This is a genomic window from Bradyrhizobium sp. LB8.2 (genome assembly GCF_040548035.1).
Lineage (GTDB): Bacteria > Pseudomonadota > Alphaproteobacteria > Rhizobiales > Xanthobacteraceae > Bradyrhizobium.
The window spans coordinates 62211-75931 of the sequence record NZ_JBEPQV010000035.1; the positions used below are offsets into that span (position 1 = coordinate 62211).

Below are 13721 nucleotides of genomic sequence, written 5' to 3' on the forward strand. Positions count from 1 at the left end.
GACGCCCGTCCTTCGGACCTAAGACCCCACGCCGCCCGCCCTATGGGCGTCACAAGAGACGTGGGGCTATAGACACGGGGCGATGGAGAGAGCGGAGACCTGGGCAGATTCTGCACTACCCCATGCCAAGGAAGCCGAGGAGAATGGAATTCTCCAATTCGGAAGCACTGTCCCCGAACTGTCCCCCACCTGCCGCCTCGCGTTGAGTTTTAGTGCCCCCTCCTGCCGAAGCAGGAGCCGCTAAGAGCTTGAAAGCACTTGAGTGCCCGAGGAGCATTCTGGTTTTGTAAACCGAAGGTCGGGGGTTCAATCCCCTCAGCCGGCACCAGAAAACCAAAATAATTCAATATGATAAGGCCGTGTCGATGTTAGCATGTCGGAGGTATTGCCCGAAAAAGCCACCGGGAAGCCACCGAAAATAAACGGCCAGACCTTTCGATCTGGCCGTCTCCGGCGGCGCTGGATAGACGGGTTGCGCCTGAGCTATGGCCGCCGATAACGCAGCTTAGCGGCAGCACCTCAGCGCCGCGATATACGCGATTGCCCGTGCGCGATGCCGGCCGCGCCCTTCGGACCCGACCGACGCCATCGTCAAGGTCTACACGCCTAGGTAGTTGGCCTCCAATCCGGGCGCGGTCTGGTTTGTGGTGGAGGTCCAACCGAGGCTCGGTTCTGAGTCCTAGTGGGGCTCCGCGCCCTCGTGCTCGTCCTCCAGATCCCGGCCGGCGGGCGGTCGTTAGTTGATGATTAACCAGAATCGCCGTGCCTTCCTATCGTCAGGAGGAGGCATTCATGTGGATCGATCTTCTCGTCGGGTGCGCGATCGCGGCGCCAGGGGTCTCCTACGGCGCAGTTCAATATCTCCACTGCATGCAATAGCACCATGCATTTTGGACGGGCGAGGTAAGAGGAGTATGTGCGAGCTTTGCGCCGCCATCGATGAAAAGGCGGGGAAGTGATGCCGCCACGCCCACCGCATCTTCCCACCGTTGGGGACCGTCTAGGCATCGAAGCTATTCGCCGCGGCGAGCCGGTACCCGGCGGCGTTGAATAGGTTCAAGGTTTTCCAGCAATGAAACTCGTCACCGAACGCCCTTTTTCCAATCCGGAAGCTGCCGCCCGCCAGCTGGTTCAGCTCGCTTCAGGCATCGAGGCGGTACAGGACGGCCGAATCCACATCGAGAAGATCAACTATCCCTTCCTCTACACGCTCAAGGGAAGCGGCGCGGAGTTCGGCGCCGGCATCAGGTGCGCTGTCGAAAAGGGTTGGCTCGAGCTGCACGAGAGCGGGACCTACGTGCGGCTACTGACACCAAGCGAGAATCTATTGACGCGCTGAGGAACCGGTCGGGCATGTTTTGCTTGAATCGGCGCCAGCTCGCCACTGAAGCTGGCGGAGCGGCCCCGGCCTACCCCAAAGCCCCCCCTGAAGCCGGGCCGTCTCTCATCCGTCAGGTGACCGCTAGCAGTCCGCGGCGCCGGACCAATGTTCCCGCCTACGCTGGATTCCGAAAGCGTCGATACCTTTGGGTGGTAGATTCAACGTTCGACAAGTCGCCCTCACCGAGAATCGCAGGAACGAGTTCGTCGCTCACAACCTTCTCCATGAGAAATCGTGCAAGCTTGGAGCGGGAGATTCCGCGTTCCCTTGCTGCCTTTTGTAGATACTCATCTTCCAAAGGAATGACGATGTTCTTAATAGCCACAATGTGTCCCCGTGATGCTACTTGTTTCATCTTTGCCCTCGTTTGCTGACCGGCAAATTTGGTGAGAATTGGAAAGTACTGTGGCGATAAACCAACGTATACACGCCGAGTCCTGCACATGTGCGTTCGTCCATCGAGGACGCTGCGCTTTCATATGAAAGGATAGGCCCGCCAGCGTGAACCGGTGGATGTTGTGGGCAATTGAAAGCCATCAAATGCGCCCGCCTGCTACTTGCTGAGCACCGCAGGGCGAGCCGCATCACAGATCAACAGGTGGCGTACCAGCCATCAGGAAACGGTGGCAGAGGCCAGGCGCCCGCGTTGTCGTTCGCGACCTGTGGCATGACGTTGATGGTTCCCGGCCCGCTCAGACCTCTCTCAGTAGGAGTTGAAGAGGGGCACGCAGGAGGCGCACGCCCGCGATCACCAGAGCACAGGGCGCGGCCTACTCACGTCTCTTTTCTGGCTCTGGGGCGTCGTCGGGCTTCTGTTCAACGCAGGCACGCTGTTCGGTCTCGCCGGCAGCATCGGCGTTGGGACGTCGGCGGTTCTTGCTGCCTCCGCATTGATTTGGATCGGCGGCATGATCTTGTTTGGCATTGGCGCCCTACTCGGCTCACAGATTTGATGGTGAGCGGCCGAACAAAAGAAGACTACGGCGACGTTCGGGTTACGAGGTAGGAAAGTCGTAAAGCCACATCATCCGCGCGCCCCGCTCGCCTCCGCAAGGCGCTTAATTGCGCAGCGGAAGGCGGCTCCTGAGTCGCGGCGGGTCAAAGGTTCATTGGTGGCAATCCACCGCTAGTCTCGCTTGAGTTGTCGCCGGGGGGCGCTTAGCAAAACGGGTGAGGTGGCCAGGTTAGGGGGGCGGAAATGAGCGACATACACACTTGGTCGGATGATGCGGTCTACAAGGGGACGGGCGAGCAGCCGGGCTCTCAGATGTCCTACTGGCGCGAAGTCGAGATGAAGCGCCGCGAGTACCTGATGAACAAGCAATTGCTTGACGCAGAGCTGGCTACCGTAGTTGCTCAACGCGACGCCACCGCTCAGGCGGCCAAGCAAGCCCGATATATGTTTTGGTCTACGATCTTTGCGGCCATCTCAGCATTCGGCGCGCTTATCACCGCGGTCGTCACCTACATCGTGGCTAAGTGAGCCGCCCGCGCCGCATCGAGGTCGTGCTCGCCGCCGTGCTTCTGGCCGGCTGGGGCCTTTATCGTTAGCTGCGCTAAGGCGTTGGAGAACTTATGCAGACAGCAGATTGGGCGCTCGTCATCAGCATACTGTCAGCGCTCACCTCACTCGCGGGCTTTCTCTGGAATGTCTGGTCAAAATTCATCTACCCGAAACCCGTGGTTCGGACGTCGTTTGCAATGGTCACTATCATGCAAAGTGGGGCCCCCGACATCCATGTGCTTCGGTTGAGTGCAACCAACATGGGGCCAATTGAGGTCACGTTGACGCACGCGGTAACGATGCATCGGAAAGGCATATTCAAGGATAAAGGCTACGGGATACTAAATCTTCTGTCGCGTGCACCACTCAGCAACGACATGGACTTCGAGTATTCTCAAGGGGGCGGCCCAGGCGCGGGATTTCCAAAGAAGCTGGCCGTTGGAGAAGAACATTCGTCCTATCTTGTGCCAGATCACGAGACGCTCGCGAGGGGCGACTACGACCGGATTGGCTTCACGGATACATTTGGTCGGTTTCATTGGGCACCCCGTATCGATATATCCCGAGTTGCCCCATCCATCCGTGAAGCTTGCGAGAAGTCCGGCAAGGACTGGCGTGCATATCGATAACCGTAAGCCGCTTTCGCTCTAACGTGCGCTCACTGGTTCGCAAGTCGCCCAGCGGCAAGTTTAGCTGCCCATCCAGTCCGGCACCAAACATGAAGCCTCGCCGGCGCCGCGCTTGTCGCGCCGATAGATCTGCTCGGCAAAGCCCCCGATAGGCTGTAGTTGGGGATTGCTTGCTGTTGGCTCTATTGCCGGCCCTACGATCTTTGTTGCGCTGCGCTCCCTTGAAGGAAGCGGACCGACGCCCGAGGGGCTGACCTTGCAAGATAAAACAGCAACGGTGCCGTTTATTTGACGCAACGCTACACCCAAGTTGGTGCCATGATGTTAGCTTGGAATAGGCCCTAGCGATTTGCGGACTGAGAGACTCTGCATCTTCGGTTGAACTAGCGTTTGAAGGCTCAATTCATTTTCCTTAGCAGGGGGATTGATTGCCATGCGCCCCATCCAAAGTGAGCACATTGCTGCGCTATTCGAACTGCACGCCCAGCAGCTTGAATGCCTTCGCAGCGATCCAGAGATCGAGAAGAATTATGCGGAGATCCTTCTTTTGAGAGAGAAGATAAAACTGGCGACCAATCAGAAGGAGGCTCGCCGGCAATTCCTTGCTCGGTGCCTGCCAAGCGCCTGAAGGTAAATGATCCTGAACTCCACGATCACGTGTCCCAAATGCGGTCACGCTGCCGCCGATGCGCACGCCGCCGCCCGCCAGCTCGTCCAGCTGGCTTCGAGCATCGAGCCGGTCCAGGACGGCCGCATCCACATCGAGAAGATCAACTATCCTTTCCTCTACACGCTCAAGGGAAGCGGCGCAGAGTTCGGCGCCGGCATCAGGTGCGCTGTCGAAAAGGGTTGGCTCGAGCTGCACGAGAGCGGGACCTACGTCCGGCTGCTGACGTCCGGGCAGGATACGTTGTCGCCCCGTTAGGAACCGTGCCCCGGTTACCCGGTTTGCTGTCTCGCTGGCTCGTCCGAGCTGGCGGAGCGGCCCCGGCCCACAATGCTCCAGCCCCCAAGCCGGGGCCGTGTCTTGTGCTCAGTCCTAAATGAAAGAGGCCGCGCACACCGATAATGACATTTCATCAAGTGCCCGGCTTGCGGTGGCTGGATCGATATGCGCGACCTAGGATCAGTTTTCGACCGACGAACGGGCTTGGAACGACTTGCCGATTGCAAAGTTTTCCCATTGCCCTTTGCCAAGGGGTGGCTGCCTTCCCCAAGGGGCAGCGTTAAGACAGCCCCAGCTTCACTGCCCTGAAGCTGGGGTCCTTTTGCTCTCTCAATGGCCTCGGACCGCGCTGGCCGAAGCAGCGACCCTGAGGCAGTGACGTATTGAAATCCGATATTTGCGTGGTAGCGTTCGCCTTTACGCTCGCGCTATTTGCTCTGAAGCCGTCCTGATAGTGCTTTTTGTGCTGGGGAGGACATTATGCGAGGCTCTCGCGCAATCCTTTATGCCGAACAACTTAGCGAACTCATTTCTCAGCTCTCAGAATTGGAAGATCTTCGGGGTCTAGTCGCCAAAGCAGAGCGACGCGCCCGCGGTGCGCCTCCATTACGCTTGACACGTCCTGCTTCGCGCCGCCTACGTAGTCGTGTCTGTCCGCCTCCGTCGCCACGCGCCACCAAACATGAATGCAGGAGCTATCAGCCCCCTGACAACGACAACCAAGTCGATTGGACTTTGCTGGAGCCATTCCCCGACGGATGGTGGGCTTCCTCCTAAAGCCTCTCGAAGCGCTGGCTTGACGAAGAGATCGGTCCAATGCCCAGAGACGCTCCCTCGAAGGGAGTGGAGGGTCCGCCCTGAAGGAGCGGATGGGGACCAAACGGAACAACGCTGAACAACATCAGTTGATAGGCCATGCTCATCGAAATCTACAAAGGCCAGGTGCTCGATCCAGATCAACTCGAAGCGCTTCGCGTGAAGATTGAGAGCTTCGACACAATCCAGGAAGTCGACGCCGAGATGCGCGGCATCATCGAACGCAATTGGCCCCACCTTGTAGCCAAGCTGCCGCCAGAGGACGCCTGATCGACTAGAGCGCATCCCCTCAGCAAGTCGCAGGCGCAGGAGTTCGCGCGGAGCGTTTCCGAGCCCTGAGCAAGCGCGGTCGCATCCAGCGCCGATGATGGTTCGACGTAATCCGTCGGAACGATCTCACCGGAAGCCCGTTGTTTGCGATGGTCAAAACGTCCGATAAAGTTCGCGAAAATGCCGAGAACTGTCTGCAACTCGCCGAGGGGGCGACCAATGCGCAGGCGGCACTCCGTTACAAGCGGATGGCGCAGGCGTGGTCCGCCTTAGCGACCGAACAGGTTTAGCTCGACGGTCATCCGACACAAAGTGATCGGGCCGGCGAGTTGGCGGCAGACGCGATCGATGGTTTGCGCGATAAAGATGCTAGCACCGCTGACGTCAACGCTCGTAAGAGCCGACTGATAGACGGCCCAGTTGAGTTTCGGAAATCGCGCGTGGACAACGATTGACGTCAGACGCGCGCCTCTCGTTGGTCCTCCGACGCGACCGAACTGCGCCGATCCCATCGCTATCCGCCGCATCGCAGTTTTCGTTAAGCATTTCCCGCTAAGCGGGTACCAGGTTGCGCGCGTCGGGGCAGTTGCTATTGCGAGGGGCGGTGAGCGTTGCGGGCGCCGCTTTGACGGCCCTCTGCATCGCTGGAGTCCTGTTGTTGGTGGCGACGCACTTTCCGACCAAAAAACAAGCAGTCGCCGAAACCATGGCACTCAAGAACGTTGCCTACCCAGCCGCTGCGGCACGAAGGTGAGCGCTGAGCATTAGCGGGAACAGCGATGCTTTCCAGGATCGAATATCCCCACTGGTTGATGCTCGCCGGGGCCGTCCTCATGCTGGCGGGATTGGTCGGATGGGCGTTTCAAAGAAACCGACAAGCGGCCGAAGAGGTGCGAGAACCCGCAGCACCGGAAACTGATCAGCCGGCCGTCGAGCCGGCGGCGAGTGCCAACGGCAAGCAATGACTAGCGACCACTCGTAGCGACTGGCTGCTGCGTCAACCTATCCGTAGGTTTTCCGCCGAGTCTTTTCCGCGATTGTTCACAACGTCGAAGCTGACCTTAGCTCCCTCTGCGAGCGAAGTGTAACCAGCCTTCTCAACTGCGGAGATATGAACAAAAACATCCTTGCTGCCAGAATCCGGTTGAATGAACCCGTATCCCTTCGTCGGGTTGAACCATTTGACGGTGCCTATAGCCACTTAACTTCTCCATTTTTCAAAAACCAAAGCTAGTGCTCGAACTTTGACTAAAGAAAGGCTAGTCGCGACACGCGCCCGCGCCCCCTCATCCTAAGACCCGCCGCGTCTTGGCGAGGCCCCTCACTTCCCTCAGCGCCGCCTGCCCTCAACTCCCCCGCCGCCAGTCCATCGGTGGCAGAACTCATCATTTACCATCTTGCTGTACGATGATGGTTCGCAGCGCTTTTGCTGGCATGAAATCGATGTCCAACAATCGGCAAAGAGATACGTCCGTGGTCGCCTGAAGAAGAAGCGCAATTGCTTGCGCTACTGGATGAGGGCATGACTGCAACCGAGCTCGGCGAGCGGTTGGGTCGAAGTCGCCGGGCCGTCTACGGTCGGTTACAACGTTTCCGCAAACAGCGAGGCCGGATAAGCCGCACCAGCGGACGCGCCTTCGCGCAATGGATTGGTTAGCCATCCCTCAGAACACTGCGACTTCGCGTTGTTCACCGCGGCAACAACCTTCCTTGGCATCGCAGCGCCGTGCACGCTGGCAGTTTCGGCCAGCTTCAGAATCCGCTGCCAGGCTCAACCCGGCTTTGTCTGGATGTCTAATCGCCCTATCGGCCAAACGGCGGCATTCCTCAGCCTAGATTCGATAGCGGTCAGCTTCCTCCTCGCGAATCCTTCGACTCCCAGTGAACCAAGCGAGAGTGACCGAGCAGGAAATCGGAGGAACTCGAAGATAGGCGATGACGGGCAAAGAGGCGCGTACTCACAAGTCACGGACGCGGCAGACGTCCGCTATCCGTTGATAGCCGGCGCAAACGCTGACGTTGCAGAATTTCCGCGTTGGCCAGAGCGAGACATTCAGATCCTGAACGGCTTTACATTGCATCCTGATCTGCCATGCTGAATGGTTCATCCGTGTCGAGTGTGCCGCGCGTCCGGAAAAGTTCGTACGGCCGCGATGCGCTCCTCACCGAGTTCGGCTCCTGAAGCCAGGCATCCCGGGCGAACCATTCGTGCGCGGTGCCGCAGTTCGCGCAAAAGCTGCGGGCGAAGAACACAGCGCTGCTGCGAAAGCTATCCCGGTCCGTATTGATGCCGGTCGGGATAGCTCTTCCCGTCTTCGGACATTTGATCATGACCATACCCATGCTTGATAGCTCCCGTAACTCGCTTGTGTCGCAAAAGCCGCGTCCGACCATAGTCGGCTGGAGCGCTACTTTTTCGCGGAGACGCTTGGTCGAGCCGGCTTCCCTCAGGGGTGCCCGAACGTGCACAGCCAGTCTACAAGCTGGTTTGCAGCACCTTCGCGAAGCTCTTCTTGACCGGTTCAGACGACTCCGTCGCAACTTTCCGCGCGAGTTTCAAAAGCTCTCTGTTCTGGGCCGATGCGACTTCCAAATTTTTGCGGCTCTGCGCGGCCCAAAGGTTGAGGGCCTCGGAAGGCGACCTCGTATCCATCAAAGTAGTTATGTAATCCAACGCAGAGTTGGTGTTCTCCGTGGAGATTTCGATAATCTTAACGCCGTAATCTGCGGCGGCTTTGGTGCCGCCGGAGTAGGCCTCACGCACCACCTCGGCGATCTCGCCTGAGGCGGCCTGCAACTTCTGGCAGTGCTCCTTCGCCCGATCGGCGCCCTGCTCGGCGAAACCTCGAAACAGACCCGGGATCGCGAAAAGCGGCATGGCGCTCTCCCCGTTCGCGCTTCCGTTAATTTTCGATGCGCCGGCATTTCCTTCGACTTTCACGTTGGCATCACTCACTGGACTTCATCCTTTCAGGCGAACCCGCAAATCAACGATGATCGAATTGCCTCCCGGACGCACATGCGGAGAGTGCACCCCGCGCGGACGGTTTCCGAGAGTTACTTCCAACTTCCACGGAGATCGGAAATGTGACCACAGGTCACCGCGCCGCCCTTCCCCTGCGGGCGACTATGAAGGCGCAAGCTGAAAGGTTCGGTGCGATTTCTGACACTCGGTCTAATTTTTTTTCAACAACGAAGGGCGTGCGGCAAGAGCTTCTTTTCGAGTGCGCTGCAGCACGGAGTCGAGACAATTTGCCGATCCGGCAACACGCGCTCGAGCGCGCGATCCGCCCGGATCCAGTCTATCTCGCTGATAAGATCGACGGCGGCTTGCTTGGAGGCACGATACGGTCGAGGCGGGAAGAAATTGCCTGATAGCACTGGCACGTCGTCGCTTCGAGTCGTCGTCTGTCAACCTCGACAACGCCTCGCCGAGTCGATCGGATAGCGCCGACGTCCTTTAGCTTAGCAGCGACCACCGAGACCGTAGGACGGCGTACGCCGAGCAATTCAGCCATGGCCTCCTGCGTCAGCAGAAGCGCATCGTCCCCGGTTTGGTCGCGCAGACGCAGCAGCCACAAGGCCATGCGCTGCTCCACAGGATGCAGCGCATTGCACGCGGCAATATGCTGGAGTTGCGCTACAAGCGAACGGGTAAACGTCTGCACCATCTTCCCGATCGAGCTACTCCGCTGAAGCGCAGCGTTAAAGGGCATGGGCGAGATCTGCCAGGCATTTCCGGCTAAACGCACGACAGCGGTTGTCGGAGATGGAACAGGTCCTAGAGACACCAGCATCCCGGAGGCGCCCTCGTTACCAAAAACTGCGGTCGCCGCCGCTTCTCCATTCGGCATCTCCATGATGGATGCGATCAAGCCACTCGTCGGAAAAAAGATTTGCTCCGCCAGACTGCCGGAATGAAGCAGGATTGTGTCCCGTTCTAACGCCACCTGACGCAGATGGGGCCTCAGCAGCTCAAAGTCGGAACGCGGCAACGCGTCGAGCAGTCGATTGCCAATTGGGACATGGTCCATGTCGGAGGACCCCAGATATCACCCGTGCACTGCAGCAATCGACCCAGCACCGGGCTCAAGCATCGTGCAAAAACTCCGCCAGTCCGCCTTGAGTTCCTGCGCTTAACTCCGATCATGCGGTGAATGACGGCCCGCATGCCAAGCGCGCCGTAGAAATACGGTAAGGGCGCTGTTGCGTCATGGCGCGAACATACCGGCTTGCCACCTGCATGCTCCATTCCGCGCGTTTTAGTCACGTATTCCTATTTGCGAGCGCTCGGCGGCTCTTCGGAGCCGCCGAGCTTTCACTTGCTCCTAAGAGGCAGGCGAGCCTCCACCAGAACGCCGGAGTTAACTAAGGGGGTCTGTAGCCGCCATTGAGCCCGACCCGGCTCGGAGGTCAGCCATGGCAAGTGAGTTAGGCTGTTGAGCGTTTTGCTTTTGTCATCTGCGTCGGGCAGACTTAGGGACGCGGGGATTTAAGGACCGACCGAGAAGGGCCAAGTTGATGTCTCAGTTGGGTCATGAGCGGTAATGCTTTGACCCTATGTGACGTTTCCGTTCGGGCCGTCAGAAGTGGACACTCACGCTTTTAGAAGTGCGCAGCGAGGCGGCGAGGTATCGGTCTGGAGCGGCATCAGAACCTCCTGCTTCGGCCGCAAGCGTAAGTGGGCGCGGAAGCAAAGGCGCAGCCCAATTCTGACTCACCCTTGCGCGTCCTCAGCGTCGCTCGGTACTTATGCACTGCGCGACAGCATCGGGATTACTTACGCTCGGCGTCAGCCTCCTGTTCAAGCCGCAAAATATGTGCGCGCAGAGCGTCAAACCGCTCGTCGGCAAAGTCGCTGAATAGCGGGTCATTGTGACTCGTTGCGGCTGAAGCGATCTCAGTCCAATCTTGAGTGCCACCGGAAAGAAATCGCGATCTTCCATCCTCATGTGACGGCGCTCGTGGGCGATAAAATCGCGAACGATAAGATTCACATCTTCGTACAGGATCTCACGTTCCGCGAGAACGCTGTCGACCGCCTAAGCGACGCGGCGTAAAAGTTGGGCCCCCTTCTGGTGTTCGCGAGCTAGATCGCCGACCTTCGCAGCAGCAGCCGGATCTCGTGCCCTCAGCTTCGCAAATACCAAGTCTTCCTGGGGATGATGATAAATTTCTGGGTAGACTTCGAAATAACTGATAACCGCGTGGATCACCTCGTAGTCAGCACGGTCGCCGCGATCGAATACCTCGAGTTCCCGTTCGAGGATGGCCAGCAGCTTCTCAATGTTGAGATGCTCTTGGGATAAGCGCTCTATGATCATGGCAGAGCTCCATAAACCGACAACTTAAATCGGCCGTCGGCTTTCCCGACGGCAGTCTCCTACTCAGCCGCGCCTGAAGCTCGACCACGACATCGGACGGCTCCGCCCAGCGAATGGCCGGCGGCAGACGAGGCGCCACGCGGTGACCCCCTCAACATTTGATTTGCAGACGCGTGTGAAACTGGGGGCGAGCGGTCGCTAACAAACGATTGGTTCTGAAGCTGCGGACACCCCTCCCTACCCCCTTACAGCAGACACGCATTCCTTCACGCCTTCCCGCTGTGCGGCGTTTCGTTGCGGTGTCGTTGCCGAGCGCGTGCATGGAAACGTCATCTACCTGGTAAGCATCGTCCTCTCTGACATCGCTGCTGCCACATGGGTAGCACCCGTGTCCTGATAAGCAGACCGGTGACCACGGACACTTCTTTTGACTTTGCCTGCCGCAATCACACGCAGTGGCGTGTCTTCAGCGCGCCCACGATCACGTCTGCTCACGAGGCAAAAGCTCACTCACACTGATGCGATGGCTCTTGTCCGGCGCCACCGAGAAGATTACTGCCTGCCATCCATTGGGAGAAGACCGAGGTCTGGATGGCCGATAAGAGGATGCCGCTCCAAACGCCTTGCAGCGTTAAGGTGGAAAGATCAACCAATGCAGAAAGCCGCGTAATGGCCGACAAGAAAACCCGTGATGGCATCTTCATCGTCATGAGCCGTCGACCGAAGCTGCGGACGATATTGGCGTGGCTCATGGAAAGCACTGGCTCACATCTTTAGTAGATGTGTCGCTTATCACGCCATATGGCGCGGATACGAGGCAAGCAAAGCTAAGTAGATGGCTCCCGTTCCGGGAACGCTGAAATCGTGATTGTTCTAATCCAAGTTGGGGCGAGGATAATGAGACCGGGGCTGGCAATCCCTTTTCATTTCGCATTTTAAGGAGACCCGGGGGGCCGCGGTGGCCCCAGTCATTTTAGGAACGGCAGTTCACGCGTTGGGTTTTCTTTAAGTCATCGCGTCCAGACAGCGCGAGACCTCGAGAGGCCCCAGTCTTTTTCCTCCCTTAGGCTGGGGCCTTTTCTTGCCCGCTATCAGAATAGATCGAGGTCCAGCGCGTAAGCGCCTGCCCACGCCGCCTGCGCTTCGTCTCCCCCATCTTCACACCCCAGCGCCGCTCCGCCGCCGCCTGCATGTCGGGCTTCTTCGCGTTACCATACCCGGTCGCGCGCTTCTGGCTGGTCATCAGATTGAGTGGATACCACGCAGATTCAATTGCTCGCAGGTGTAGACTGCGACGCCGAACATACCGAGCATCACGTCAATGCCGAAAGAAGCGCCGCAAAGGCTTGTCAATGCACACGCCGACCCAATCGAGGTTGGTGTGGTGTTCGGTTTCCTGCGCCGAGGTCAATAGGCGAGCCTGAACTTCCTTTTGGAGGCTCTCGAGTACGTCTCAACGGTCCCTTCAAGGAAACACGCACAAACCCGCTTCGGTGCCGAGGTCCACCCCGATGACGAACTTCCGTCCTATCGCCCCAGCTTCTCACTGGGTGTCAATCGGCTTGCGAAGTTGACCCCTCGTATTGCCGCATCTGCGAATGTTACCCTGATGGTGCCATTGCCGATGGCGATCCGATATCGATTGATTGACTGCGCCAGGTGGGCAGAACACGACACCGGCAACGACGGCCATGTGGTAACCGGAGATCGGTCAAGCAAAGATTTTATGTAGGAAATACAGCGCATTATAGCGCGGTTGCTTCCCAGGAATTTGGATTGGGAAGCAGGTGGGAAGCAGCTTTGGAGGCAACTGGCCTCGGCTCGGTAGCAGTTGGCCATGAACTCGAGCCCTGCCCGCTCCTCCGGCATGGCCGCGCCGGCCGCCAGCTCCAAGCAGATGCGCTCCATGCGCGCGAGTTCGTCAATGTCGTGCTGATGTCGCCCCATGCCGGCGCATCAGACTCCCGCCGCGTGGTCGCCGTCAAGTCTAGGGAGTCCGCCGATGGCCCGCGATTTTCCGGAGGGTGAGCGGGGGTTTCTAAGGAGCTCGGGATGCTTTTTGATTCGTGTTTCCCTGCCACGGCTTAGAGTGCTCGTGCTCAGCAATCCACTTGACCGCGTCGCTTTCCGTAATAAAGCCCTTGATTGCTTCCGTTTCGCCGTCGGGCCACAGAATATCGACCCCCCAGCCAAGTCCGGGATTTTTACGAGCCATGAAAGTTGGTCGCTGCTCGAGCATCCGCCGAATATGCGCCTATGGTGCCCAGGTTCAAGCCAGCTATCCTGCCGCAATCAAACTATCCCACACTGACCCCGCGTCCTCCCGCCAGGCCAGGCCGGGCCGGTTCGATTCATGTGCAATGTTTTACGCGCAGTAGCTCGCGCGCGTTCCGAAGCCCTACGGATTGATAATTTGCGAGGTGCATCGAATGCCGCTTTGATTGCGGCATGCCCGCCCCCGTCCGCCTCCGCAAGCACGAAGCTGTGCCCCAAACCGGCAGCTACGAAGTCTGCTTCGCCGATGGTCGGCCGAGCGTCTATTTCTAATGGGACGTTGTCGCCGGACGGCGGCTCGCGCCGAACCTGTTGACCGGAGCAGAAGCGCTCGAGCAGGCCCGGGCCCTGGCAAAGGCCGAGCTCGCCCGCTATCGCAACACAAAATGAAATTTGCGGATTGACGGTCCTAAATGGAACGACGAGCACGGGCGGATATTTGACTGGGCGCTGGCTCGCCGGCGAGCTGGTGGAGCGGCCCCGGCCTACCCCAAAAGCCCCCCTGCAGCCGGGGCCGGTCTCTCCGCCAACGAACGGCTGGCGGGGCTGCCCTCCACCCTCGGCACGAAGCCATTTC

Annotated in this window: 17 protein-coding genes; 10 read left to right on the top strand and 7 right to left on the bottom strand. The window is 58.8% G+C overall.

Annotated features, from left to right (window positions below; translation table 11 throughout):
• The first annotated feature begins 1072 nt into the window (after positions 1 to 1072).
• Positions 1073 to 1339 carry a hypothetical protein gene (locus ABIB06_RS32275; protein WP_354069663.1) on the top strand — a complete coding sequence of 89 codons (267 nt, stop codon included), beginning with the start codon at positions 1073 to 1075 and terminating at the stop codon, positions 1337 to 1339.
• Positions 1340 to 1496: 157 nt separating this feature from the next.
• On the opposite strand, the gene ABIB06_RS32280 is transcribed toward ABIB06_RS32275, so the two are convergent.
• The gene (locus ABIB06_RS32280) at positions 1497 to 1736 is read right to left on the bottom strand and encodes a hypothetical protein (protein WP_354069665.1); all 240 of its coding nucleotides are present in this window, start codon (positions 1734 to 1736) and stop codon (positions 1497 to 1499) included.
• Between the two features lie 358 nt (positions 1737 to 2094).
• Here ABIB06_RS32280 and ABIB06_RS32285 point away from each other — a divergent pair, with 358 nt between their 5' ends.
• The 8 genes from ABIB06_RS32285 to ABIB06_RS32320 all read left to right on the top strand — a co-directional run bounded on the left by ABIB06_RS32285 (position 2095) and on the right by ABIB06_RS32320 (position 6511).
• Complete coding sequence (locus ABIB06_RS32285; RefSeq protein ID WP_354069667.1) at positions 2095 to 2334, top strand: hypothetical protein; 240 nt, start codon at positions 2095 to 2097, stop codon at positions 2332 to 2334.
• 245 nt (positions 2335 to 2579) lie between these two features.
• Positions 2580 to 2864: a hypothetical protein gene (locus tag ABIB06_RS32290; protein WP_354069669.1), complete on the top strand. Its 285-nt coding sequence runs from the start codon at positions 2580 to 2582 to the stop codon at positions 2862 to 2864.
• 92 nt (positions 2865 to 2956) lie between these two features.
• Positions 2957 to 3514: a hypothetical protein gene (locus tag ABIB06_RS32295; RefSeq protein WP_354069671.1), complete on the top strand. Its 558-nt coding sequence runs from the start codon at positions 2957 to 2959 to the stop codon at positions 3512 to 3514.
• A gap of 433 nt (positions 3515 to 3947) precedes the next feature.
• Positions 3948 to 4142, top strand: a complete 195-nt coding sequence (locus ABIB06_RS32300) for a hypothetical protein (RefSeq protein ID WP_354069673.1) — start codon at positions 3948 to 3950, stop codon at positions 4140 to 4142.
• Between the two features lie 6 nt (positions 4143 to 4148).
• Positions 4149 to 4439 (top strand): hypothetical protein, encoded by a 291-nt coding sequence (locus ABIB06_RS32305; RefSeq protein WP_354069675.1) that lies wholly within the window; start codon positions 4149 to 4151, stop codon positions 4437 to 4439.
• A gap of 936 nt (positions 4440 to 5375) precedes the next feature.
• Entirely contained in the window at positions 5376 to 5546 is a 171-nt protein-coding gene (locus ABIB06_RS32310) for a hypothetical protein (protein ID WP_354069677.1), read from the top strand.
• A 140-nt stretch (positions 5547 to 5686) separates the two neighbouring features.
• Positions 5687 to 5836: a hypothetical protein gene (locus ABIB06_RS32315; RefSeq protein WP_354069679.1), complete on the top strand. Its 150-nt coding sequence runs from the start codon at positions 5687 to 5689 to the stop codon at positions 5834 to 5836.
• A gap of 489 nt (positions 5837 to 6325) precedes the next feature.
• A complete protein-coding gene (locus tag ABIB06_RS32320) occupies positions 6326 to 6511 on the top strand; it encodes a hypothetical protein (RefSeq protein ID WP_354069681.1) in 186 nt (61 codons plus the stop codon).
• Between the two features lie 32 nt (positions 6512 to 6543).
• On the opposite strand, the gene ABIB06_RS32325 is transcribed toward ABIB06_RS32320, so the two are convergent.
• Positions 6544 to 6747, bottom strand: coding sequence for a cold-shock protein (locus ABIB06_RS32325; protein WP_247342407.1), 204 nt, complete (start codon positions 6745 to 6747; stop codon positions 6544 to 6546).
• A 264-nt stretch (positions 6748 to 7011) separates the two neighbouring features.
• Here ABIB06_RS32325 and ABIB06_RS32330 point away from each other — a divergent pair, with 264 nt between their 5' ends.
• Complete coding sequence (locus tag ABIB06_RS32330; RefSeq protein ID WP_354069715.1) at positions 7012 to 7203, top strand: helix-turn-helix domain-containing protein; 192 nt, start codon at positions 7012 to 7014, stop codon at positions 7201 to 7203.
• A 413-nt stretch (positions 7204 to 7616) separates the two neighbouring features.
• On the opposite strand, the gene ABIB06_RS32335 is transcribed toward ABIB06_RS32330, so the two are convergent.
• The 5 genes from ABIB06_RS32335 to ABIB06_RS32355 form a co-directional block, all read right to left on the bottom strand.
• Positions 7617 to 7889, bottom strand: coding sequence for a hypothetical protein (locus ABIB06_RS32335; RefSeq protein WP_354069684.1), 273 nt, complete (start codon positions 7887 to 7889; stop codon positions 7617 to 7619).
• A 133-nt stretch (positions 7890 to 8022) separates the two neighbouring features.
• Positions 8023 to 8502 carry a phasin gene (locus tag ABIB06_RS32340; protein WP_354069686.1) on the bottom strand — a complete coding sequence of 160 codons (480 nt, stop codon included), beginning with the start codon at positions 8500 to 8502 and terminating at the stop codon, positions 8023 to 8025.
• Between the two features lie 346 nt (positions 8503 to 8848).
• A complete protein-coding gene (locus tag ABIB06_RS32345; RefSeq protein ID WP_354069688.1) occupies positions 8849 to 9580 on the bottom strand; it encodes a Crp/Fnr family transcriptional regulator in 732 nt (243 codons plus the stop codon).
• A 1008-nt stretch (positions 9581 to 10588) separates the two neighbouring features.
• Positions 10589 to 10870 carry a hemerythrin domain-containing protein gene (locus ABIB06_RS32350; protein WP_354069691.1) on the bottom strand — a complete coding sequence of 94 codons (282 nt, stop codon included), beginning with the start codon at positions 10868 to 10870 and terminating at the stop codon, positions 10589 to 10591.
• A gap of 506 nt (positions 10871 to 11376) precedes the next feature.
• Positions 11377 to 11622 (bottom strand): hypothetical protein, encoded by a 246-nt coding sequence (locus ABIB06_RS32355; protein ID WP_354069693.1) that lies wholly within the window; start codon positions 11620 to 11622, stop codon positions 11377 to 11379.
• Positions 11623 to 13721 lie beyond the last annotated feature (2099 nt).

Bases quoted from the DNA above. Each gene is read 5' to 3' on its own strand.
- ABIB06_RS32355 (WP_354069693.1), bottom strand. From the start codon at position 11,622: ATGAGCCACGCCAATATCGTCCGCAGCTTCGGTCGACGGCTCATGACG.
- ABIB06_RS32295 (WP_354069671.1), top strand. From the start codon at position 2,957: ATGCAGACAGCAGATTGGGCGCTCGTCATCAGCATACTGTCAGCGCTC.
- ABIB06_RS32350 (WP_354069691.1), bottom strand. From the start codon at position 10,870: ATGATCATAGAGCGCTTATCCCAAGAGCATCTCAACATTGAGAAGCTG.
- ABIB06_RS32275 (WP_354069663.1), top strand. From the start codon at position 1,073: ATGAAACTCGTCACCGAACGCCCTTTTTCCAATCCGGAAGCTGCCGCC.
- ABIB06_RS32335 (WP_354069684.1), bottom strand. From the start codon at position 7,889: ATGGGTATGGTCATGATCAAATGTCCGAAGACGGGAAGAGCTATCCCG.
- ABIB06_RS32290 (WP_354069669.1), top strand. From the start codon at position 2,580: ATGAGCGACATACACACTTGGTCGGATGATGCGGTCTACAAGGGGACG.
- ABIB06_RS32320 (WP_354069681.1), top strand. From the start codon at position 6,326: ATGCTTTCCAGGATCGAATATCCCCACTGGTTGATGCTCGCCGGGGCC.
- ABIB06_RS32345 (WP_354069688.1), bottom strand. From the start codon at position 9,580: ATGGACCATGTCCCAATTGGCAATCGACTGCTCGACGCGTTGCCGCGT.
- ABIB06_RS32310 (WP_354069677.1), top strand. From the start codon at position 5,376: ATGCTCATCGAAATCTACAAAGGCCAGGTGCTCGATCCAGATCAACTC.
- ABIB06_RS32300 (WP_354069673.1), top strand. From the start codon at position 3,948: ATGCGCCCCATCCAAAGTGAGCACATTGCTGCGCTATTCGAACTGCAC.
- ABIB06_RS32305 (WP_354069675.1), top strand. From the start codon at position 4,149: ATGATCCTGAACTCCACGATCACGTGTCCCAAATGCGGTCACGCTGCC.
- ABIB06_RS32280 (WP_354069665.1), bottom strand. From the start codon at position 1,736: ATGAAACAAGTAGCATCACGGGGACACATTGTGGCTATTAAGAACATC.